17 protein-coding genes are annotated in these 22,133 nt (G+C 74.4%); 13 read left to right on the forward strand and 4 right to left on the reverse strand.

What is annotated here, in order from left to right; all coding sequences use genetic code 11:
• The 3 genes from A3IG_RS0118600 to A3IG_RS0118610 all read left to right on the forward strand — a co-directional run.
• The coding region (locus A3IG_RS0118600; protein WP_018385100.1) for a M23 family metallopeptidase at positions 1–289 on the forward strand (289 nt) is incomplete at its 5' end.
• 193 nt (positions 290–482) lie between these two features.
• Positions 483–926: a helix-turn-helix transcriptional regulator gene (locus A3IG_RS0118605; RefSeq protein WP_018385101.1), complete on the forward strand. Its 444-nt coding sequence runs from the start codon at positions 483–485 to the stop codon at positions 924–926.
• Between the two features lie 10 nt (positions 927–936).
• Entirely contained in the window at positions 937–1,347 is a 411-nt protein-coding gene (locus tag A3IG_RS0118610) for a VOC family protein (RefSeq protein ID WP_018385102.1), read from the forward strand.
• Positions 1,348–1,353: 6 nt separating this feature from the next.
• Here the strand turns inward: A3IG_RS0118610 and A3IG_RS35305 are convergent, their stop codons facing one another.
• Entirely contained in the window at positions 1,354–1,806 is a 453-nt protein-coding gene (locus A3IG_RS35305) for a hypothetical protein (RefSeq protein WP_018385103.1), read from the reverse strand.
• Positions 1,807–1,932 (reverse strand): hypothetical protein, encoded by a 126-nt coding sequence (locus A3IG_RS35735; protein ID WP_018385104.1) that lies wholly within the window; start codon positions 1,930–1,932, stop codon positions 1,807–1,809.
• A gap of 329 nt (positions 1,933–2,261) precedes the next feature.
• Between A3IG_RS35735 and A3IG_RS0118625 the strand changes: the two genes are divergently transcribed.
• The 8 genes from A3IG_RS0118625 (at position 2,262) to A3IG_RS0118660 (ending at position 16,910) form a co-directional block, all read left to right on the forward strand.
• Complete coding sequence (locus A3IG_RS0118625) at positions 2,262–3,065, forward strand: helix-turn-helix domain-containing protein (RefSeq protein WP_018385105.1); 804 nt, start codon at positions 2,262–2,264, stop codon at positions 3,063–3,065.
• Positions 3,066–3,067: 2 nt separating this feature from the next.
• Positions 3,068–3,283: a DUF397 domain-containing protein gene (locus tag A3IG_RS0118630; protein ID WP_018385106.1), complete on the forward strand. Its 216-nt coding sequence runs from the start codon at positions 3,068–3,070 to the stop codon at positions 3,281–3,283.
• A gap of 315 nt (positions 3,284–3,598) precedes the next feature.
• Positions 3,599–4,465: a DUF4132 domain-containing protein gene (locus A3IG_RS0118635; protein WP_026220406.1), complete on the forward strand. Its 867-nt coding sequence runs from the start codon at positions 3,599–3,601 to the stop codon at positions 4,463–4,465.
• 38 nt (positions 4,466–4,503) lie between these two features.
• Positions 4,504–9,432, forward strand: a complete 4,929-nt coding sequence (locus A3IG_RS0118640) for a hypothetical protein (protein ID WP_018385108.1) — start codon at positions 4,504–4,506, stop codon at positions 9,430–9,432.
• A 142-nt stretch (positions 9,433–9,574) separates the two neighbouring features.
• The gene (locus A3IG_RS0118645) at positions 9,575–10,735 is read left to right on the forward strand and encodes an ATP-binding protein (RefSeq protein ID WP_018385109.1); all 1,161 of its coding nucleotides are present in this window, start codon (positions 9,575–9,577) and stop codon (positions 10,733–10,735) included.
• Complete coding sequence (locus A3IG_RS0118650) at positions 10,732–14,331, forward strand: vWA domain-containing protein (RefSeq protein ID WP_018385110.1); 3,600 nt, start codon at positions 10,732–10,734, stop codon at positions 14,329–14,331. The genes A3IG_RS0118645 and A3IG_RS0118650 overlap by 4 nt, the downstream gene beginning before the upstream one ends.
• Entirely contained in the window at positions 14,331–16,325 is a 1,995-nt protein-coding gene (locus A3IG_RS0118655) for an SWIM zinc finger family protein (protein ID WP_018385111.1), read from the forward strand. Before A3IG_RS0118650 ends, A3IG_RS0118655 begins: the two co-directional genes overlap by 1 nt.
• Positions 16,326–16,364: 39 nt before the next feature.
• Entirely contained in the window at positions 16,365–16,910 is a 546-nt protein-coding gene (locus tag A3IG_RS0118660) for a methylated-DNA--[protein]-cysteine S-methyltransferase (protein WP_018385112.1), read from the forward strand.
• A gap of 18 nt (positions 16,911–16,928) precedes the next feature.
• Here the strand turns inward: A3IG_RS0118660 and A3IG_RS0118665 are convergent, their stop codons facing one another.
• Together A3IG_RS0118665 and A3IG_RS0118670 are read right to left on the reverse strand one after the other, a co-directional pair.
• Positions 16,929–17,663, reverse strand: a complete 735-nt coding sequence (locus tag A3IG_RS0118665; RefSeq protein ID WP_026220407.1) for a phosphotransferase enzyme family protein — start codon at positions 17,661–17,663, stop codon at positions 16,929–16,931.
• A 219-nt stretch (positions 17,664–17,882) separates the two neighbouring features.
• A complete protein-coding gene (locus tag A3IG_RS0118670; protein WP_018385114.1) occupies positions 17,883–18,911 on the reverse strand; it encodes a hypothetical protein in 1,029 nt (342 codons plus the stop codon).
• Positions 18,912–19,110: 199 nt separating this feature from the next.
• Here A3IG_RS0118670 and A3IG_RS0118675 point away from each other — a divergent pair, with 199 nt between their 5' ends.
• Both A3IG_RS0118675 and A3IG_RS0118680 read left to right on the forward strand, forming a co-directional pair.
• Positions 19,111–19,413, forward strand: coding sequence for a heavy-metal-associated domain-containing protein (locus A3IG_RS0118675; RefSeq protein WP_236719141.1), 303 nt, complete (start codon positions 19,111–19,113; stop codon positions 19,411–19,413).
• 98 nt (positions 19,414–19,511) lie between these two features.
• The gene (locus tag A3IG_RS0118680; protein ID WP_018385116.1) at positions 19,512–21,779 is read left to right on the forward strand and encodes a heavy metal translocating P-type ATPase; all 2,268 of its coding nucleotides are present in this window, start codon (positions 19,512–19,514) and stop codon (positions 21,777–21,779) included.
• Positions 21,780–22,133 lie beyond the last annotated feature (354 nt).

Genomic DNA, 22,133 nt, shown 5'->3' on the forward strand with positions numbered 1-22,133 from the left:
GGTCCACGCCGCCCACGCCGGTACCGTCGTGGAGGCCGGTTGGGGTGGGGCCTACGGCAACAACATCGTGATCAAGCACGACACCGGCCGCTACACCCAGTACGCCCACCTGTCCGCCTTCAAGGCCCAGGTCGGCCAGAAGGTCAACGTCGGCCAGCAGATCGCCCTGTCCGGTAACACCGGCAACTCCAGCGGCCCCCACCTGCACTTCGAGGTCCGCAACACCCCGATCTACGGCTCCGCCATCGAACCCGTCCACTACCTCCAGACCAAGGGCATCAACCTCTGACCCACCGGGTCACCAACGAAACAGATGACACCACGGCTGCCGCTCCCACCACCAACGGGAGCGGCAGCCGCGCTCCCGTGGCCGGACACGGTGGACGGAACGCGGGGAACGCTCGCAGCGTCCGCGCCGGCAGCGCCGGGCGGGGCCTCTGAGGCGTTAGGCGATTCCGACACAAGGTGGCAATATCACCCAGGTGACCAGCAGACCCGCCGAAGCGCAGCACCTGCGCGACCTCGCACGGCTGCGCCGCGTCCGTGACCGGATCGACCGGGAGTACGCCCAGCCGCTGGACGTCGAGGCACTCGCTCGCGGCGTGAACATGTCGGCAGGTCACCTCAGCCGCCAGTTCCGACTCGCCTACGGTGAGCCGCCGTACGCCTACCTCATGACACGGCGCATCGAGCGCGCCATGGCGCTGCTGCGGCGTGGCGACCTCAGCGTCACCGAGGTCTGTTTCGCGGTCGGCTCCTCGTCGCTCGGCACCTTCAGCACCCGCTTCACCGAACTGGTCGGCATGTCGCCCAGCGCCTACCGGGACCACGCGGCGCGCGCACCGCAGGACCTGCCGCCGTGCGTGGCGAAACAGGTGACCAGACCGGTCAGGAATCGAGAAGCACGGTCGTCGGGCCGTGGCTAGCGTGAATGTCATGGATATCACCATTCACACAAGCGTCCTTCCGGCCGACGACCCCGAGGCCTCCCTGGCCTTCTACCGCGACACCCTCGGCTTCGAGGTCCGCAAGGACGTCGGACAGGGCACGATGCGCTGGATCACCGTCGGTCCCCCCAACCAGCCCGACACGTCCATCCTCCTGGCGCCGCCGGCCATCGACCCCGGAATCACCGACGACGAGCGCCGCACCATCACCGAGATGATGGCCAAGGGCACCTACGGCTGGATTCTGCTGGCCACCAAGGACCTCACCGGCACGTTCGAGAAGGTGCAGGCCAGCGACGCCGAGGTCATCCAGGAGCCGACCGAGCAGCCGTACGGCATCCGCGACTGTGCCTTCCGCGACCCGGCCGGCAACCAGATCCGCATCCAGGAACTGCGCTGAGGCCCGTCAGCGGTCCCAGCCGTGGGCCTGGCGGTGCAGCCGGGCGAGCGCCCGCAACTGCCGCCGTTCCCACGCGGTGGCGGCGCGCAACCGGCGGTAGTTGACCCGCCACACCATGCCGGTGGGCCGCACCAGCTCCACCATGAGCCCGTCCAGGTACCTGACGGTGCCGGGCATCTCGACGTCCCGGTCGAAGACCACCATGCCGACGCGGACCTCCCCCGGCGATTCGAACACCACGGTGGGAGGGACGGCACGTGACGGCGGGCCGGCCCCCTCCCCCAGGTGCCGGCGGACCGCCTCGGCGAGCACGTCGGCCCGTCGCGCCAACTCCGCGAGGGACGGACAGTCCTCGCCCAGCCCCTGGCCCTCCGGCGCGGGCTGGGGCTGACGGGGCTGCTGCGGCGCGGTGGATGTCTCGGGGCACGTCGCGGTGGACGGCGGCGTCGGGCGTTCCACTCAGGCCACCGCCCGCATCCGGTGCGCCCCGCGGGGCCGCAGCCCCCCGCCGGCCCGGTGTCGGCCCGTCGCCGGCCACAGCAGGGCCAGCAGTGGCGTGAGGAGCCACCCCAGACCGTTACCCATCGTCGTCAACCTCCCTGGTACCGGCGGCCACGTCCTGTACCGCCGCGGCGTCGCGGGTTGTCCGCGCGGCCCGCCCAGCCGTGCTCCTGGTGTCGGTGACCCACCCCGCGCCGGGGCCGAGCCGGGCACGGGGGGACCCTGGCTCCTGCCTCGTCCGGCACGGGGCGGGCGTCTGCGGCGAACCACGTACAGCCTGACGCAGACACACATAGGGTGACCAGTAGGTGACTGTCGGTTTTGGGGCGGCTGGTGTTGGTTCTCCAACAGGCCGCCCATGGCCAACAAAGAGGTGTTCGATGCCCTCACGGAAGCCCGTCTCAGGTCTTGGCATGCGCTCGCCCCGCGTGATGTTCGCCGCGGAGCTGGCGCGCCTGCGCACCGACTCCGGCCGGTCGTTACGGGAACTCGCCGACGAGGTGGGTTGGGACCACACCCACCTGCACAACGTCGAACGGGGCAAGAGCCTGGGCGGCCCCGAGCTCGTCGAGGCCCTGGACACGGTCTACGGCACGTCCCCGCTGCTGGTGCGCCTGTGGGAACTGGCGCAGCAGGGAGCGACGTTCCGGGACAAGTACAAGCGGTACATGCAGCTCGAGGCGGAGGCGACCGGCATCGAGCAGTACGCGGGCAGCTACTTTCCTGGTCTCCTCCAGACCGAGGCCTACGCCCGTGCTCTCCTGTGGTCCACACCGCACCGGGCCGAGCACGAGCCTGAGCTGGAGGAGCAGCTCACGGCACGGTTGGGGCGGCAGGCGCTGCTCACCGGAGGGAGTCCCCCGTTCCTGCGGACGATCCTCGACGAGGCGGTACTGCGGCGCTCCCTTCCGCACGCCGAGGCGTGGCGGGAACAGCTCACGCACCTCACCGAGATGTCCGCTCTGCCGCACGTGACCGTTCAGGTCCTGCCATTCGCCGCAGGACCGCACGATCTTCTCGGGGGTTCTCTGACCCTGGTCCGGCGCCGTGACGGCCGGACGGCGGCGTGGCTGGAGAGCAGCAAGAGTGGTGAGCTCGTAGCGGACGCCGAGGAGGCCGAGCAACGATTCAGGTTGTCCTACGATGCACTTCGCGACATGGCGCTTTCGCCGCGAGAATCCGTGGCGTTCATCGAGCACCTCGTGAAGGAGGGCTGATCGTGCAATTCCCTGACGCCGGTCTGAGCACCGCCACCTGGTACAAGTCCAGCTACAGCGACGGCGGAGAGGGCAACTGCCTCGAGGTGGCCCGGGGCCTTCCCGGTGTGGTCCCGGTCCGGGACTCCAAGGACCCGCACGGCCCCGCCCTCCTTTTCTCCCCCGAGGCCTGGGCGTCGTTCGTCGCGGGCGTCCAGCGGGACGAGTTCGCCACCTGAGCCGTTCCCCGCTGGTTCTACGGTCACTGCGCACCGGCGAGAAGTGTCGCTCCCTCAGGAATGTCCGTGTCGAAGGCAGAAGCGGGAGGCTGACCGTGTGCCAGCCACTGCCCGCATTATCGAACAAATAAGCGAACTCTCGCCCTCATGCTTCGTCGCCGATCCCACTCGTCTCGATATCCCCAGGGAACGCACCGGGCACCCGTGAGCGTGTCTGTCGTTGTCGGTGGCCGGCACTAACGTGCCGAGCATTGCCGTACCGGAACCGGGACTTCGGCCGGTACGCGTTTCCCTTTTCTGAGAGGCCGGGATCGAGTGGGTTGGCTGGCGGCGGGTGACGGCTATGAAGTCGCCCTGGTGGAAGGCCGAGTGGCGGCGAGGGCGACCTCGGGGCGCGCCGCGGGGCGGCAGTTGAAGTCGCTCCCGAAGGCGCTGAAGGATCACCCGGAGGTGGAGCGGCTGCGTCGGTTCGCCGAGTGGCTCGACCGGCACGCGCAGGCGTGCGTGGCGCGGGTGGACACCTGGATGGTGTCGTCCCTGCCCGTTCCCACCCGGCTCCTCGCCAGCGTGTGGCCGGACGAGGCGTGGCGGGCGGCGCTGCGCGACCTGGTGGTGCTGGGCGAGGACCCGGACGAGCCGGGGTTCCTGCGGGACGTCACCGACGCCGGGGAGCTGCGCGTGGTGAACCTCGACGGCGAGACGGTACGGCTGTCGCCGGAGGCGGTCACCCTGCCGCACCCCGTGGCGTTGCCCGACCTCGACGAGCTCCGGGAGTTCGCGGCCGAACTCGAAGTCGTCCAGGGCGTGGAGCAGATCCACCGGGCGACCTGGGTCAAACCCGACTCCCTGAAGGAGCAGGAGACGCAGCGCAAGGCGTTCCGCGGCGGCACGTACGCCTCCAGGTTCGGACTGGCCGCGCGGGCCACCTCGTTGGGCTACCAGGTGTCCGGGGGCTACGCCACGTGCCGGGTGTGGGACGGCGAGCGCGTGGTGGACGCGCTGATGTGGATCGGGGAGCCGTACTGGGACGGCCAGGCCGAGACGGGCGATCTGTCCTGGCAGGACGTCAACGGTCACCCGGTCCAACTGTCTCAGGTCGGCCCGGTGGCGTGGTCGGAGGGGATACGGATGGCCGCGGCGCTGTACGCCGGGCGCACCATCGTGGAGGGGCGGAGCGCATGAGCGGGACGGACACGGCTGACGGGGCTCACGGGGCTGAAGTGACTGACGGGGGCGCCGGGACGGCCCGGCACGAGGAGCTGTTGCGGGCGGGGGCGGTGCTTCCGGCCGACACCGAGGGCGCCGGTGAACGGGCGGTGCCGATGACGGCGCGGACGTACCGGCACCCGGGGCTGGACGACCGGTTGGTGGTGCGGCTGGTCGCCGGGGAGCTCGGCGCGGCGGAGGACCAGGCCGCCGGTTTCCTGGGGTTGGAGCCCGACGGCGAGCCGGTCACCGTGGGTCTGGGGCTGCGGCAGTCACTGGGCTTCCCCGAGTGGGTGCTGGTGCACCACCCCGAGGACGGCCACCAGGCACTGGCCCTGGTACCCGAGATGGAACGGACGGCCAGCAGGGTCCGGTCCAAGCCGAAGGCGTCCCTCGACGCCTACCACGAGCTCGCCGGTCGCCTGGCCACGGCGGTGCCGCACTTCCTGCCGACATTCTACGAGCAGGCCGCACGGGTGTTCCTCGACGCGGAGAACCCCACCTACGCCGCGCAGCTCTTCGCCAAGGCCCGTGCGGCGGAGGCCGAGCACGGGCTCGAGGTGGACGAGGACCGGCTCGACGCCGTGTTCCTGGAGTTCGCCCTGGCCGGGGCGCTGCCGGCGAAGGTGGTCTCCGGCTACGCCAAGGGGCTCGCCGCGAGACTGCCCGCCGAGGAGGCGCTGCGCCGGTTCCAGCGGCTCTGCATGCGCCGCACCGCGGGAGGACTGGCACCGTCCGCCCAGATGGCGAACGACCTGCGCCGACTGGCCAGGGCAACGGACGGCGACCCGGCGGCGATCGAGCGGGAGTACGTGGCCGAGCTGCTGTCCATGCCGGCGACCCGTCAGGCCACGGGCGGGTGGTGGCGGAACCACCGCGCGGCCCTGGCCGCGCTCGGCCAGCAGGACCCCGCGGTCCGCGGCATCCTGCTGGGCCTGACGCCCAACGACACCAACGACGCCATGCCCGGGATGTGGCTGGACCTGCTGGAGGAGTCCGGCGCCATGGCCGGCCTGCTGGATGCCACGCTCCCGCAGGAGGAGCAGCCGCAGGACGGGGCCGTGGGGTGGCTCCAGCGGTTCATGTCGTTCCACCGCCGGACCCGCTCCTGGAGCGACCCGTTCCGGCTGCCCCGGCTGCACGCGCTGGTGGAGCGGATGGCGGACCGGCTGCGGGCCGAGATCCAGGACGGCACGGAGCTGTGGGCGCCGAACGACCCGGACCTGCTTGACCTGCTGCTGTCGCTGCGGGTGCCCGTCAGCGTTCCGCGGAGCGGCTGGCTCGCCCTGGACAACTGGGCGTACGGCGATGGCCAGCGGGACCTGCTCGCCCTCGCCGCCGACGAGAGTTTCCAGCCGATGTTCGACCGCGGCGCCGAACGGATCAGGGGGCTCCGGAACGGTCAGCGGACGTTCTGGAAGCTCGCTGAGGCCCCCGGTGGCCGTGTGCTGCTGGCCAACTGGTTGCGTGCCCTCGCCCGTCGGCCCGCGCAGGTCGGCCTCCCGGACCTGCCCGCCGCCCTCCAGCAGTTGGCGCAGGTGCCCGGCCACGTCCTGCGGTTGGCCGAGGACGAGGTGCGGCAGGCCGCCGCGACCAATGTGGCGGAGGCGCTGGCGCGAACGCTGCGGGCCGGCCTCTTCGACGAACTGAGCTGGCCGGAGTGGGAGGAGGCGGCGACGTCACTGGTGCGCAAGGAGGACGTCAGGCGCCTCTTCGTGGCGGACGCGTGGCCCCACCTGATCGTCGCGGGCCAGGCCCAGGTGCGGGTGATCGGCGCGGAGGGTCTCGTGCTCACCCATGACCTGCGCCGCCCGGCCAACGCCTACGGCGATCCCGGCTTCCACTTCGTCGATGGTGAACTGCTCGTCCACTGGGGCGGCAACAGGGGCACGGGCTACTGGCACTCCCGGGCCGACCAGCAGATCCAGGTGGACGCGCCGTCCGGTGCACGCGCCACCCTGATGGACTGGTACCACCGCGACAACCTGATCGCCAGCATCCCCCTGCCCGGCGGTGGGCGCACCACCGGGGGGCGGCCCCTGCACCGCGGCGACACCGTGCTGCCCATCGACCACCACATGGTCACCGACGGCGTGTCGTTCTGGCGGTGGGACCGGGACCAGGGAGACACCAACACCTGGAGCTGGTACGCGTTCGACCCCGCGACCGGCGAGCGCGGCCCCCGAAGCCTCCCGGGGTTCTTCGCCGACGTACTGGGCGGGGCCCCGGCGGACAGCACCCTCCTGGAAGGGAGTTGGCTGCTGCCGGCGCCACTGGACGAGGCGACCGCGGCCGGGTCCCCGGTGAACGGCCTCCTCGGCTGGTGCGTGGTCACGCTGCCCGACGGCACCCGCCGCGCCCAGGACCTGGCCGGGCGCTCCGTCACCACGCCCGGGAACGAGCCCCCACCCGCCCTCGCCGTGGTGTTCCCCGGTGACGACCGGCCCAGGGCCGTCCTGCAGAACAGCTACCACATCCGTCTCATCGATCCGGACGGGGTGGTCACCTCACGGGCCAGGACCGACAACGCCCCCGGGGACTTCGGGCAGGGCACGCCGATCCTCCCACCGTTGCAGTGGTGGCACCTGCTGCGACCGCGGGACCCGCAGGGGTCGCTGGCGCTGCGCCGGATCGACGCCCACACGGCCGGGGAACTGTTGAAGGCCGCCGCCACGCACGACGAGCACCTGCCCGCCGCGATCCGCGCCGTGCTGCCGCAGGTCACCCACGACGGCCTGGTGGCGGGCATCGCCGGGGTGGTGCGGTACGCCAGCGGTGTGCAGACCACGTTCGACGAGGTGGCCGACAAACTCGCCGCCGCCCTGACCCCGGGGGCCGTGGACGCCGGGCCTGCCGGCCCCGCTGACCGGCTGATCCACGAGGCCACCAACGGGTTCGGTGGTTCCCAGCACCGCTGGTTCGCTTCCTCGGACGACTCCGACGCCGTGTTCCGCCAACTCCGGACGATGGCCCGGGCGGCTGGCGCGACCGACGCGCCGGCCCCCGAGGGGTCCGCGACGCAACGCCACCTCAGCGGGCCGGAGCTGATGATGGGCACCATGGACGTGGCCGACCTTGCGGGCCAGTTCGCGGCGATGGCGTTCCGGGCCGCCGCGGCCACCACCGCGCAGGACCACCGGGAGCTCCTCGACCGGCTGCTCGCCGAGTGCGACGCGTTGGGGCTCACCACGCCGGCCGTCGCCTCGGGCCGGTGGCGCCGGCTCACCCTGGAGGCCCCGGAGGAAGCGCTGTGCGAGGCCGGCCGCTCCGTGTGGAGGGATGGCTGGTCGCGGCTGCTGCCGCTCGGCTCGGGTGCCTTCATCGCCTTCCTCGGCGGCGCCTGGCAGCACACGACCCTCACGTTCACCGGGCTGTTCCACGACCCGTCGGGCCGGTTCGAGGTGCCCGCGCCCTACACCGTGCGGTCCTCGTCCGAGGTCACCGTGGGCGCGGACCGTGACGCGGGCTGGGTGGCGGCGTTCCGCACCGCCCTGGCCGAACGGGGGCCCGCCCCCTGGGTTCCCGCGGCCGCGGAGGAGTTCGCCCGGCTCGCCGGGGTCAGCGAGGCCACCGCCCGGCTGGTGGTGGCCGGCATGCCCCAGGTGGAGAGCACGCAGCGGAGCTTCCTGCCCTCCGAGGTCCGCACCGCACTCGGGCTGAAGGTGATCGACGCCGCCGGAGCGCGGGACGAGTTGAACGCGCTGAGCCGTACCGTGCGGCAGGCGGTGGTCGGGGCGCTGCTCCCGGCGGACCCGGCCCGGCTGTGGACGGAAGGTCCCGACGTGGCCGCCGCCGCGGCGGTGTGGAAGGAGAAGGTGGGCGAACGGGCCCCCGTCCCGCCCGCGCTGCTGGTGGAGGCCGCCCGCGTCGCGCAGTCGTGGCACTGGCCGGTGCGCGAGGCCCTGCCCGCGTTGCTCGACCCGGCCTCGGAACCACGGCTCAGCCATGACCTGACCTGGAAGGTCATCGGCGACCGGGTGCGTCCCACCGAGGAGCACGGCACGGGGTTCACCGCCCACACACTGATCGCGTTCGTTCCCCTGGTCACCTGGCTCGCCCACCGGCTGCCCGCCGGCGACCCGGTGCGGGCCGCCCTGCCCGCCGCGCTCGCCGCGGTCCGGGAACGGCTGGCCGCCCCGGGGCTCGTCCTGGACCTCGACCGTTACGTGAGCCTGTCGTCGTTCCGGAAGATCGCCGGCCCGCCCACCGAGGTCGGTGAGGGCTTCGAACGGTACGGCGCCGTCATCATGGCCACGCACGACGACCAGCCGGCACCGGGAATCCGAGTCTCCCTCCTGGACTCCTCGGGGGACGACCCGTACCTCCCCGCCCTGCGCATCCAGAACGGCAACCGGCCCTACCCGGCCGAACAGGCACTGCGCCTGGCCCTCGACCCCCGGTTCGCCGAACTCCTCGCCGACCCCGGCGAGCCCGCCGCCGGCACCCGCGACCAGGACGGCACCTGGTGGCCCCAGGACCCCACTCGCTCCGTCCCCGAACTGGTCACCGAGGTCGCCAAGGAACGCGGCCTGAGCGAGGACGCCGCCGCCGTCTACCTGATGCTCCTGGCCATGCCCGACCCCACCGACCGCAACACCGCCCGCTGGACCGGGTGGAAACCCGCCAGGCTCAGGGCGGCCCGCTCCGAGCTCGCCGGGACCGACCTGGTCGTGGAGGCCACTCGCACCGGCGCCAAGCGCTCGCTGTTCCTGCCCGGGGGATGGGCGCAGCCCACCCGCCAGGTCGCACTCGAACAGTGGAAGCTGCCCCTGTTCGGCGTCGCGGACAAGGACAGCGCCGCGCACCAGCCGACGGCCGGGCTCATGCCGACGGAGCCCGCCGCCGTGCTGTACGCCAGGGCCTGGCAGCGGGTCAGGGACGGCGACGCCCCCCGCTACCAGAAGCTGAAGACCCCCAGGGCAGCACGCGGCCGACGCCGCTGAACACCGCCCGCCCCGGCCAGGCGCGCCCGCGCCCGGCCGGGGCGGGACCGGCCGGCCCCAGGAGGGTCCGGCCCGTACCACCCGTGACCCCGACCAACCGGCACGGCGGACAGCGGTCCGTCGGTGCCCGGAGGAAAACTCGATGACCACGACCAGCCCGGCGACGGCCCTCCCGGCCCGGCAGTCCCTGCCCGCCGAAGAGCGCCACGCCACCGAACTCGCCTTCCTCGCCGCCCACGACGACGGCCCCCGGCCCCCCGGGTGGGCACTGACCCCGCGGGCCGTGGTCACCTTCGTCTGCGGCAGCGACGGCGACGAACTGCGGCTGCCCAAGCCCCACGAGACGCTGCCCGACCGGCTGGTGATCGCCCCCAAGTTCGTCGGGGACCGCTCCCTGGTGGAACGCTGCGTCGTCACCCTCGTCGGGGAACGCGGGCTGCTGCTCGTCGGTGAGCCGGGCACCGCCAAGTCCATGCTCTCCGAGCTGCTGGCCGCCGCGGTCTGCGGCACCAGCGCGCTGACCGTGCAGGGCACCGCCGGCACCACCGAGGACGCCTTCCGCTACGGCTGGAACTACGCCCTGCTGTTGGCGCAGGGCCCCAGCCGGGAGGCCCTGGTGGACTCCCCGGTGCTCACCGCGATGCGCACCGGCCGGGTCGCCCGGGTCGAGGAGATCACCCGCTGCCTTCCGGAAGTGCAGGACGCCCTGGTGTCGATCCTGTCCGACCGGCGGGTGAGCGTGCCCGAGCTGGCCGGCACCGACCACGCCCAGGTGGCCGCCGCCCCCGGCTTCACCGTGATCGCCACCGCGAACCTCCGCGACCGTGGCGTGTCGGAGATGTCCGCGGCGCTCAAGCGCCGGTTCAACTTCGAGACCATCCACCCGATCGCGGACGCCGACGCCGAGACGGCGCTGGTCCGCGGCCAGGCCACCGCGGCCGTGCAGCGGGCCGGCGCGCACTTCGGTGTGGACGACGCCGTGCTCGAGGTGCTGGTCACGGTCTTCCGGGACCTGCGCACCGGGCGCAGCGCGGAGGGCTGGGACGTGGAGCGGCCCGGCACGGTGATGTCCACCGCGGAGGCCGTGCACGTCGCCGCCTCCCTGGGCGCCGCCACCGCCTACCTCCCCGGCGGGGAGGCCCTGGACCTGGTGCCCGGTCACCTGCTCGGCGTGGTCCGCAAGGACGACCCGTCCGACCACGCGCGGCTGCTGGGCTACTGGGACGGCCCGGTCCGCCGCCGCGCCCAGGACGGTTCGGCGATGTGGCGCCGCCTGTGGGACCTCCGGGACACCCTGCGGTGACGGCGACCGTCTCGTCCCGGCCGGGTGCCTCCCGGCCGGGGAACGACCCACAGGCAGCGGACGAACGCCGAGCGGACCAGCACGAACCGCGGGCGGCCGTCACCCGGCTCGCCGACTCGACCGAGCCCTACCTGCTCGGGGTCCGTCACCACAGCCCGGCGCTGGCCGCCGTCGTGCCCGCCCTGCTCGACGACTTCGACCCCGAAGTTGTCCTCGTCGAGTTGCCCACCGACTTCCAGCCGTGGCTCACCCACCTCGCCGCCCCCGACACGGTGGCCCCGGTCGCGCTGGCCGGGGTGAACGCGGACGGGCGGCTCGGCTTCTACCCGTTCGCCGACTTCTCCCCGGAGCTCGCGGCCGTCCGCTGGGCCGCGGAACACGGCGTCGAGGTGCTCTGCTGCGACCTGCCGATGTCCGACCCGGGCCCGGCCGAGTCCCCACCCTCCGCGGTGGACGGCGCGGGCACCCGGTTCGCCGACGCCCTCGCCGACGCCGGCACCGGCCGGGACGGCGACGACCTGTGGGACCGCGCCGTGGAGGTCCTCGCCCCGGGGTGCACCCCCGAGGCGGTGCGCCGGGCCGCCCTGGGCGTCGGCTGGGCGCTGCGTCGCGACGCCGAGTCCTCCGGCGGGGTCCCGCCCAGGGACCTGGCCCGCGAGGCGCACATGCGCCACGTCATCGCCCGCGCCACGGCTCCGGGGCGGCGCGTCGCGGCACTGGTCGGCGCCTTCCACGCCCCGGCCCTGCTGGAGGGCGCGCCCGCCGGTGCCAGCCGGGCCGAGGACGGCTCGTCCGTGGTCACCTCCTTCGTCCCGTACTCCTTCGACCTGCTGGACTCCCGGTCCGGCTACCCCGCCGGCATCCGCGACCCCCGCTGGCAGCAGGCGGTCCTCGCGGCCGCGGGGGACCCGGCCGCGATCGTGGACGCCGCCGCCCGGGCCGTCACCGACCTGTGCCGGCACCTGCGCGCGGCCGGGCACACCGCGGGCACCGGCGAGGCCACCGAGACCCTGCGGCTCGCCTGCGACCTGGCCAGGCTGCGGGGGTTGCCGGCACCCGGCCGGGGCGAGCTGATCGAGGCGGTGACCACCGTGCTCGGCCAGGGCGAACCCCTGGGGCGGGGCCGGGCCCTGGCCCGCTCCCTGGAGGCGGTGCTGGTCGGCACCGAACGGGGCAGGGTCGCGCCGGGCGCCCCCCGTTCCGGTCTCGGCCCCTCGGTCGAGGCCGAGTTGGCCGCGTTGCGCCTGCCCCACCCCGAGGACCCCGGGTCCCGGGAGGTCCGCCTCGACCCGCTCCGCTCCGAGCTCGACGGCCGCCGGGAGGTCCTGCTGCGGCGCCTCGCCGTGTGCGGCGCGGAGTACGGCCAGCCCGTCGAGGTCAGCGGCACCGGGGACGGCACCGCCCTGACCACCCGCTGGCGACTGTCCTGGACACCGGCCGTGCCGGTGCGCCTCGACCTCGCCGGGATACGCGGCGTCACCGCGGCGCTCGCCGCCGCGGGAACGCTGCGGGAGGGCTTCCGCCGGGAGACCGCCGAGGGCGGCGCCACCTGCGCGCAGGTCCTGGCCGGTCTGCGCGCCGCCGCCCAGTGCGACCTGCCGGACCTGGTCGCCGAACGGCTCGGGGACGCCGCCGAGGTCCTCCCTGCCGCCGCCACCCTCCCCGAACTCCTCGAGGGTCTCGACCTGCTGGAGGCGCTGCGCCGGGGACACCTGCCGGGAGCCACCGACGACGGCCGGCGGCGGGCCGCCGACCTCGCGGCCACCCTGCTGGACACCGCGGTCCGGTCGCTGCCCGGTCTCGCCGGCAGCGACGAGGTCCAGGACGCCGCCGCGCTGGTCGCCCTGTCGGTGCGGGCCGGCGAACACCGCCTCGGGCTGCGGATGGACGACGCCCTGGGCACCCTCACCCGCACCGGCTCCCCGCTTGTCCAGGGAGCCGCGTTGGCGGCCAGGGTCCTGCTCGACCTGGACGGCGCCGACGAGCTCGGCGCCCGCGCCGCCGGCTGGATCGACACCGCCACCGGGCCCGAGGGGCGCCGCCGGCTGGCCCGGCTGCTGACCGGTCTGCTCACCGCGGCGGCGCCCCTGCTCCAGTCGGCGCCGGCCGCCCTCGACCCGCTGCTCGACCGGATCGACACCCTCACCGACCAGGGGTTCCTGGACCGGTTGCCGGCGCTGCGAGGCGGGTTCGACAGTGTCTCCCCGGCCGGTCGCGGCCGGTTGCTCGACACCGTCACCGAACGTCTCGGTGACCGCCTCGACCTGACGCTGTCCGCGCCGCCCGAACTGCTCGCGCTGTGGACGGTGGCGGACACCGCGGGGCTCGCCACGGTGCGCGCCCTGGGGCTGCCCGTCCCCGCGGACGACGGGCCGCCGGCCCGAGCCGACGCGGCGTCACCGTCCCGCGTCCCCCCGGCGGGCACCGACACCGCACCGGCACCCGGACCCCCGGGGCCCGACGCCACGGCGGCGCCCCGGCTCGCACCGGCCGACCGGTGGCGGCTGCTGCTGGGCCGGCAGAGCGAACGGCTCCCGTCGCACGCCCGCCGCTACGCGCACGCCCTGGACGAGCTGTACGGGGCGGGCAGGGGCGAGGGCGCCGCCGACGTCGGCCCCGACGGGGGACCGGGCGGCGGCGGCCAGGAGGTTTCGTTCCCCACCGCCCGGGAGTGGGCGCAGGAGCTCGACGCCCTGTTCGGCACCGACGTCCGCGAGGAGGTCCTGGCCACCGCCGCGGACCTGGGCCGCACCGACGTCCTCGGCGAACTGGACCCCGCCGCGGTCCGGCCCTCGGTGGAACTGCTGACCTCCGTGCTCTCCCTCGCGGGGGGCCTGCCGGAACAGCAACTCACCAGGCTCCGCCCGCTGGTGCGGCGCCTGGTGGACGAGCTGTCCAAGGAACTGGCCACCCGGATGCGGCCGGCGCTGACCGGCCTCGCCACGCCCCGCCCCACCCGACGGCCCGGGGGGCGCCTCGACCTGCCGCGCACCCTGCGCGCCAACCTGGTGCACACCCGGCGGCTGGACGACGGCAGGACCCTGGTCGTCCCGGAACGGCCGGTGTTCAGCACCCGGTCCAGCCGGGAGTCGGACTGGCGGCTGGTCCTGGTGGTGGACGTCTCCGGGTCTATGGAGGCGTCGGTCATCTGGTCGGCGCTCACCGCCGCGGTGCTCGGCGGGGTCCCCACCCTGTCCACGCACTTCCTCGCCTTCTCCACCTCGGTGATCGACCTGACCGACCGGGTGTCCGACCCGCTGTCCCTGCTGCTGGAGGTGCGGGTCGGTGGGGGCACCCACATCGCGGCCGGGCTCGCCCACGCCAGGTCCCTGATGACGGTGCCCAGCCGGACCCTCGTCGTGGTCGTCAGCGACTTCGAGGAGGGCTACCCGCTCGGCGGGCTGCTGGGCGAGGTGCGGGCCCTCGCCGGTTCCGGAGCCCACCTGTTGGGCTGCGCGGCGCTGGACGACACCGGGAACCCGCGTTACTCGGTGCCGATCGCCCAGCAGCTCGTGGCCGCCGGGATGCCCGTCGCCGCCCTCAGTCCCCTCGCCCTGGCCCGCTGGGTCGGCGAGCGCCTCCGCGGAGAACCCTGATGCCTCCTTCTGACACCGACACCACCACCCTGCCCCCCGTGGCCCCCGAGGTGCTCGCCGCCGCGGTGGAGGGCCTGACCTCCCGGCTCCGCAAGAAGCTGGACGCCACCATCGAGCGCTACGCCGAGCTGCCGGTCACCGTCGAGGGCGAGGTGTTCCGGGTCCGTTGCGGCGAGGACGCCGAGGTCGCCCTCGCCCCGGGCGCCGGCGGTGTGGTCAGCGACGCCGGCCAGGCCACCTGTGGCTGCCTGTTGGCGCCGCGCTGCCTGCACCGCGCCGCCGTCCTCGGCGCCTGCCCTGTCGCCGACCCGGCGGACCTGCCCGACGCCCCGGCGGACCCCCCGGCCGGCGAACCACCCGCCCCCGGTGCGTCAGGCGGCCCGCCCGGGACGGGGACCGCTCCCGCCGCGGCCCGGCCCAGCGGGTCGCCCGGCAGTGGGACGGCGGTCACCGCCCACACCCTCACTGCCGCCCAGACCAGGGCCGCGGCCGGGCTGTGGTCCGCCGCCACGGCGGTGCTCGCGGCCGGGCTGCCCGGGGCCGGCGCCGTCGTCCAGGCCGAGCTGCTGCGCGCCGCCCACACCGCCCGGCTCGCCGGTCTGCTGCGGGGCGAGGCCGCGGCCCTGCGGGTGGTGCGCGGTCTGCGCGGCGCCAGGGCCCGCCACGACACCCACCGCCTGGCCGGCCTGGTCACCGCGCTGCACGAGCTGCTGCTCACCACCGCGCGGTTGGCCGCGGCCGACGGCGACCCGACGCTGGTGGGCACCGCCCGGCAGAAGTACCGGCCCGGCGGCAGCCTGAGGGTGCTCGGTGTCTTCCGGGAGCCGGTGATCAGCGCCACCGGGTACGGCGGGGTGGTGACCCACCTCCTCGGCGACGACGGGCGCTGGTTCTCCGTCGCCGACGTCAGGCCCGGCGGCCCGGCGCGTGCCCGCGCCGCCGGCAACGCCACCGTGGCCATCGGCGCGGCCACCCTGGACCACGCCCGCCTGGCCCGCGGCGGGCTGCTGGTCACCGGGGCGACCGTCTCCCCGGACGGCCGCCTGGGCTCGGGGCGGGGGGTGCGGGCCACCCCCCTGCCTGGCGCCACCTGGACATCGGAGCCGTTGGCCCACCTGTTCGCGCGTCCCCTCGCCGACGTCGTCGCCGAGCGGCTCGCCGGCGCCGCCCCGGCGTCCGCGGAGTCCGGCGACGCGCTGGACCCGGCCGGCGACCCGGTCGGCTGCGACCTGGTGGTGGTCGGCGCGGCGGGTGACCACCTGCTCGCCAGGGAGCTGCCTCGCCCCGCGACCGGCCCCGGTGGCGACGCCGCCGCCCGGCCGGACGCCGGGGACGACCCGGCGGCGGAACCCACCGGCCCCCTCATCCGGCTGGTCCCGGCCAACAGCCACCCGGACCTGGCGCACACCGACAACCTCCGCCGCCTCGCCTCCCGTCCGGGCCTGCGGCTGCGGGTGATCGGCCGGCTCGCCACGGACCGGGCGGCCACCCTGCGCCCCCTGGCGGTGGGTCCGGTGCCGGGGGACGAGACGTGCACCCTGCGGCTCCCCGACGCCTGGCTGGGGCGGGCCGACCTCGGTTACGACCGCCTCCAGGGCACCCACCTGCCCCCGGAGGACGCCTGCCCGCGCCCGCCGGACGCCCACGTCGGCCCCGACCCGCTGGCCGACTCCCCGCTGTGGCGGACACGCCGCCTGGTGGAGCTGGCCGTCGCCGGGGGACGCCGGGCGGTCGCCGAGTCCGGTCGCGGCGGGGACCGCACCGGGGCGGCCCTGCGCGGCGCCGGCATGCCCGGGGCCGCCGAGTTGTGCGCCGCGCTCACCGCGGAGGCCGACCGCAGGGGCCGCGACGCGTTCGGCCGGCTCGCCGACCCCGACCCGGACTCCTACGCCCGGGCCTGGCTCGCCACCGCCGTCCACCTCGCGGCCACCGAACGGGTCCTGGTCGAGTCGTCCTGGCGGCAGCGCGAGGCCCCGGGCGCGATGCTGTCCTGAGCACCGCGCGCACACCGTCCGACGTTCGAGGATCAGCCCATGCCCCGCACCACCGCACCCCCCGAAGGACGCACCCACACCGTGGTGCCGAGCCCGTACGGGCCACTCACCCTGGTCGCCGAGGGCGACCACCTGGTCGGCGTCTACATGGAGGCGCAACGCCACCGGCCGGACCAGTCGGTCTTCGGCCCCCGCCTGCCGGAGCCCACCGAGCCGCCGTTCGCCGAGACCAGGCGGCAGCTCGAGGAGTACTTCGACGGCCGGCGCGACACCTTCGACCTGCCGCTGAAGCTGTGCGGCACGCCGTTCCAGCAACGGGTGTGGGCGGCGCTCGTCGAGATCCCCTACGGCCGGATCTGGACGTACGGGGAGCTCGCCGACCACATCGGCCGGCCGACGGCCGCCCGCGCCGTCGGGCTCGCCAACGGCAAGAACCCCATCAGCGTCATCGTGCCCTGCCACCGGGTCGTCGGCGCCGACGGCAGCCTCACCGGGTACGGCGGTGGACTCGCCCGCAAACGCGCCCTGCTGGAGCACGAGGGGGCACTGCCGGCCGCCGGTGGACAGCAGACCCTGGCGTTCTGACCCGCCGGGGCCCGTTCCTCACTCCCCGTCCGCCGCGGTGAGGCGGGCCAGGCGGTCACGTGCGTAGGAGGGTTCCAGGGACCAGCCGTTGGCGGCCTCCCAGGCGTCGAGCGCGGCGCGGGTGGTGGTCAGGTACGGCTCGGCCAGCACCGGGACCGGGAAGTCGGCCAGGTCCAGGGTGATGTGGTCCACGCGGGACTCGTCCCAGTCCAGGAAGCCGACGCCGTGCCCGGTCACCCGGATGTTGGCCGGGCACGGGTCGCCGTGAACCACCGCGCGGGGGACGTCGGCGAGCCGGCGCCAGGCGCGGCGGCAGGCCGCGACCGCGGTGGGCGGCATCGCGGTCAGGTCCACGTCGCCGCCCCGGACCCGGTGGAGCAGTTCGGCGGTGGAACGGAAACCGGGGCGCTGCGGCCAGTCCCGGGTCAGGGCGTGCAGCCTGGCCAGTTCCCCGGCGACCCGCGACCAGTCGTCGTCGCCCGGCGGCCGACCCGGCAACCAGCGTTGGACGACGACGCCGCGGACGTGACGGCGGCCGTCGGGCGCGGGGACCACGGCGGGGACGGTGAACCCGTGGCCGGCCAGGAAGTCCAGCAGGTCGAGTTCCCAGTCGAGCGCGGCGGCGCTGCGCCGGCTGCGCCGGGCCACCAGGCGCTCCCCGTCCCGCCTGACCTCGAGCACCTCGTTGCGGTGGCCGCCGCCGAGGCGGCCGACGACCTCGATGTCGCCCCAGAGGCGGAGCAGTTCGCGCACGGGCCCTCCCGGGGCGGCTCGGGCGGGGGTCGCCACCTGGTCCGGCGACGACGTGGCCACGGCCCGGCCGTCCGGCCCGCCACCGACCGCCACCGCCCGTCGGACCGTCGGACCGTCGCGGACCGTTCACGACCGGAAGGCCTCGCGCGTCGCACACCTCACCCCCGCGTCGCTGTCCCCACGGTACGCCCCGGCGTCCCGCGCGAGGCGCGGCCCCGCTCAGTGCTCGTGGCCGCCGCCGGTGGACGGGGAGGGTGCGTCGGAGGGCTCCGGAGCCTGCTCCGCGGAGTGGTCGGCCGCGGCCGGGACCCGCACGGTGAACGCCGCGGTGCGCACGGTGCCCCGGTGCTGGAAGTCGAGGAAGAGCCGGTAGGAGCCGGCGCTGGGTGCGGTGGTGGTGAACGAGATGTCGGGGCCGGGCGCGGTGTCGCCGTCGCCGGGTTCGCCGTTGGGGTGGACGTGGAGGTAGGCGAGGTCGCCGGAGCGCAGGGCGACGAGGTGGCCGTAGGCACCGAGGTAGGGCTGGAGGTCGGTGACCGGTTCGCCGTTCTTGGTGACGGTCAGGGTGAGGTCGGTGTCCCGCCCGGGGCGCAGGTCACCGGCGAGGGCCACCCGGTAGCCGTCCACCTCGGCGGTGGCGTTGGGGGTGGGCAGGGGCCGCGGCCGGTAGGCGCCGGAGACCGCGAGGTCGGCGCCGAGGGTGAGGTTGGTGGCGTCCGGGGCGTCGGGGGTGAAGTCGGCGAAGACGCGGTAGGTGCCGGCGTCCGGCAGGGTGACGGGGGTGGACCAGGTCCCGTCGGCGGCCCGGGTGGGGTGCAGGTGGTGGAAGGTGGCCAGGTCGCGGGAGGCGAGGATGAGGTGCAGTTCCTTCTCGTGCTCCCGCTGGAACGCGGTGACGGCGCGGCCCTCGGCGTCCCTGATGGCGAACCGCAGCACGGCCTTCTGGTCGGCCCGGAGCTGTGGGGTCCGCAGGTCGAGGGTGTAACCGCCCTCGGAGATCTGCAGGCCACCGGCGGGCGGCGCCTTCTGCGCCCCGTGCCCGGCCGGGTGACTGGTGCGGGGGGTGGCCTTGTCCTTGCTGGTCTTGTCGTGGCTGGTCTTGTCGTGGCCGGCGCTGGCGTGGTCCCCGTGCGAGGCGGGCCGGTCGTCCGCGACCACCGGGTCGGTGGCCTTGCCCACTCCGTAGGCGGTGCCGAAGGTCGCGGCGAGCGCTGCGGCAAAGGCAGTGATCTTCAGTCCTGTGTTCATGGCGTTCTCCGGGGTGTGCGGGTGCCGCGCCCAGGGACTGGGGCGAGCTCATGCAGCTCACCATACCCCCTGGGGGTATGAAGTCCAAGCCTGGAAGGACTTGCTTCTCATACCCTCGGGGGGTATACATGGAGTCGTCGGGAGATACCCCGCCCCCGTATCAAGGCTCACCGGCCAGGTCCTACGTGGAGGAAACACCATGTCGTCGTCATGCTGCAGCCCCGACGGGCACTGCTCGAGCACCAGCGGTACGAAGGAGAACCCGCAGCCGACACACGAGGAGCGCACCATGGTCACCACCAGCTACGCAGTCGCCGGAATGAGCTGCGACCACTGCAAGTCCACCCTCACCAAGGTGATCGGTGAACTCGACGGCGTCAGCGAGGTCGATGTGGACGTCACCGCCGGCCGGGTCACCGTCTCCAGCGACCGGGAACTGGCCGACGCCACCCTCGCCGAGGTCATCGACGACGCCGGATACGAACTCACCGGCCGGATCTGAGCCCACCGCCGGGGGCCACACCGGCGGCCCCCGGCCCCGGCGCGGCCCCCGGCCCGCCGTCCCCACCGTCCCCCGTGATCCCCTCCGAGGAGCGCATCATGACCACCACGACGACCGGCACCGCCGAGGTCGAGCTCGCCATCGGCGGTATGACCTGCGCCTCCTGCGCGGCCCGCATCGAGAAGAAGCTCAACCGCATGGAGGGCGTCACCGCCACCGTCAACTACGCCACCGAGAAGGCCAAGGTCACCTTCGACCAGGGCGTCGAGGTCTCCGACCTCATCGCCACGGTGGAGGCCACCGGCTACACCGCACAGGAGCCACCACCGGTCAGGGGCCCGTCCCAGGAGGGCGCCGGGCCCGGCGACGGAGCGGACGACGCTCCCGACGAGCTGCGCCCGCTGCGGCAGCGGCTGGTCACCGCGGTCGTGCTGGCCCTGCCCGTGATCGCCATGGCGATGGTCCCCGCCCTCCAGTTCGAGTACTGGCAGTGGCTGTCCCTGACCCTGGCCGCCCCGGTGGTCACCTACGCGGCGTGGCCGTTCCACCGCGCGGCCTGGACCAACGCCAAGCACGGCGCCGCCACCATGGACACCCTGATCTCGGTCGGCACCTCGGCCGCGTTCCTGTGGTCCCTGTGGGCGCTGTTCTTCGGCACCGCGGGAACCCCCGGCATGACCCACGGCTTCGACCTGACCATCTCCCGCACCGACGGCGCCGGGAACATCTACCTCGAGGCCGCGGCCGGCGTCACCGCGTTCATCCTCGCCGGGCGCTACTTCGAGGCCCGTTCCAAGCGCAAGGCGGGCGCCGCCCTGCGGGCCCTGCTGGAACTCGGCGCCAAGGACGTCACCCTGCTCGCGGCGGACGGCAGCGAACGCACCGTTCCCACCGCTGACCTCAAGGTCGGGGACCGCTTCCTGGTCCGTCCCGGGGAGAAGATCGCCACCGACGGCACCGTGGAGGAAGGGTCCTCCGCGGTGGACGCCTCGATGCTCACCGGCGAGTCGGTGCCGGTGGAGGTCTCCGCGGGCGACGCGGTCACCGGCGCCACCCTCAACGTCGGCGGCCGGCTGGTCGTCCGGGCCACCCGGGTCGGCGCGGACACCCAGCTCTCCCGGATGGCCAAGCTGGTCGAGGACGCCCAGAACGGCAAGGCCGCGGCGCAGCGCCTCGCCGACCGGATCTCCGCCGTCTTCGTGCCCGTGGTGATCACCCTGGCGCTGGGCACCCTGGGCTTCTGGCTGGGCAACGGCTCCGGGCTGACCGCCGCGTTCACCGCGGCCGTGGCCGTGCTGATCATCGCCTGCCCGTGCGCCCTGGGCCTGGCCACCCCCACCGCGCTGATGGTGGGCACCGGCCGCGGCGCCCAGCTCGGCATCCTGATCAAGGGTCCCGAGGTGCTGGAGACCACCCGCCGGGTGGACACCATCGTGCTGGACAAGACCGGCACCGTCACCACCGGCCGGATGACCCTGCTGGCCGTGCACACCGTGGACGGCGTCACCGAGTCCGAGGTGCTGCGTCTCGCCGGTGCCCTCGAGCACGCCTCCGAGCACCCCATCGCCCGGGCCGTCGCCGACGGCGCCCTGGAACGGCTGGGCTCACTGCCCACCCCGGAGGACTTCACCAACGTCCCCGGGCTCGGCGTCCAGGGCGTGGTGGACGCACACGCGGTGCTGGTGGGCCGGGAGAAGCTGCTCACCGAGTGGGGCCTGACGCTGCCGACCGCCCTGGCCGACGCCAAGGCCCAGGCGGAGACCGCGGGCCGCACCGCCATCACCGTCGGCTGGGACGGCAAGGCCGTCGCGGTCCTGGAGGTGGCCGACGCCGTGAAGGACACCAGCGCGGAGGCGATCACCCGGCTGCGCGCCCTGGGCCTCACCCCGATCCTGCTCACCGGCGACAACCAGGCCGTGGCCCAGTCCGTCGCCAACGAGGTCGGCATCGACGAGGTCATCGCCGAGGTGCTGCCCCAGGACAAGGTGGACGTGGTCAAGCGGCTCCAGGCCGAGGGCCGCAGCGTCGCCATGGTCGGCGACGGCGTCAACGACGCCGCGGCGCTCGCCCAGGCCGACCTGGGCCTGGCCATGGGCACCGGCACCGACGCCGCCATCGAGGCCGGCGACCTCACCCTGGTCCGCGGCGACCTGCGGGCGGCGGCCGACGCCATCCGGCTCTCCCGCAGGACCCTGGGCACCATCAGGTCCAACCTGTTCTGGGCCTTCGCCTACAACGTCGCGGCCCTGCCACTGGCCGCGGCCGGGCTCCTCAACCCGATGATCGCAGGAGCGGCGATGGCCTTCTCCTCCGTGTTCGTGGTGAGCAACAGCCTCCGGCTACGCGGCTTCAAGCCCAGCCACTGAGCCACCCCCGACGGGGCCGGTCCGGGTACCCGGACCGGCCCCGTCGCGTTTCCACGCCACCCCGTCCGCCGGGGAACGGGGAGCAACCCGGCGATGCGCGGGGACCACGTCCCTCTTTCAGGCCCTCCACCCTCGACAGGGGGACCACCCCCGCATGCGCGGGGAACACACGCTGGTTCCTCTCCAGGACCACCACCTACCGGGACCACCCCCGCATGCGCGGGGAACACTGCATGTTGCTGCGCTGACTCCACGGCGGGGTGGGACCACCCCCGCATGCGCGGGGAACACTTCGGTACGCCCGCCTGTGTGGTTTACGCCCCGGGACCACCCCCGCATGCGCGGGGAACACAC

Source organism: Wenjunlia vitaminophila DSM 41686 (genome assembly GCF_000380165.1).
Lineage (GTDB): Bacteria > Actinomycetota > Actinomycetes > Streptomycetales > Streptomycetaceae > Wenjunlia > Wenjunlia vitaminophila.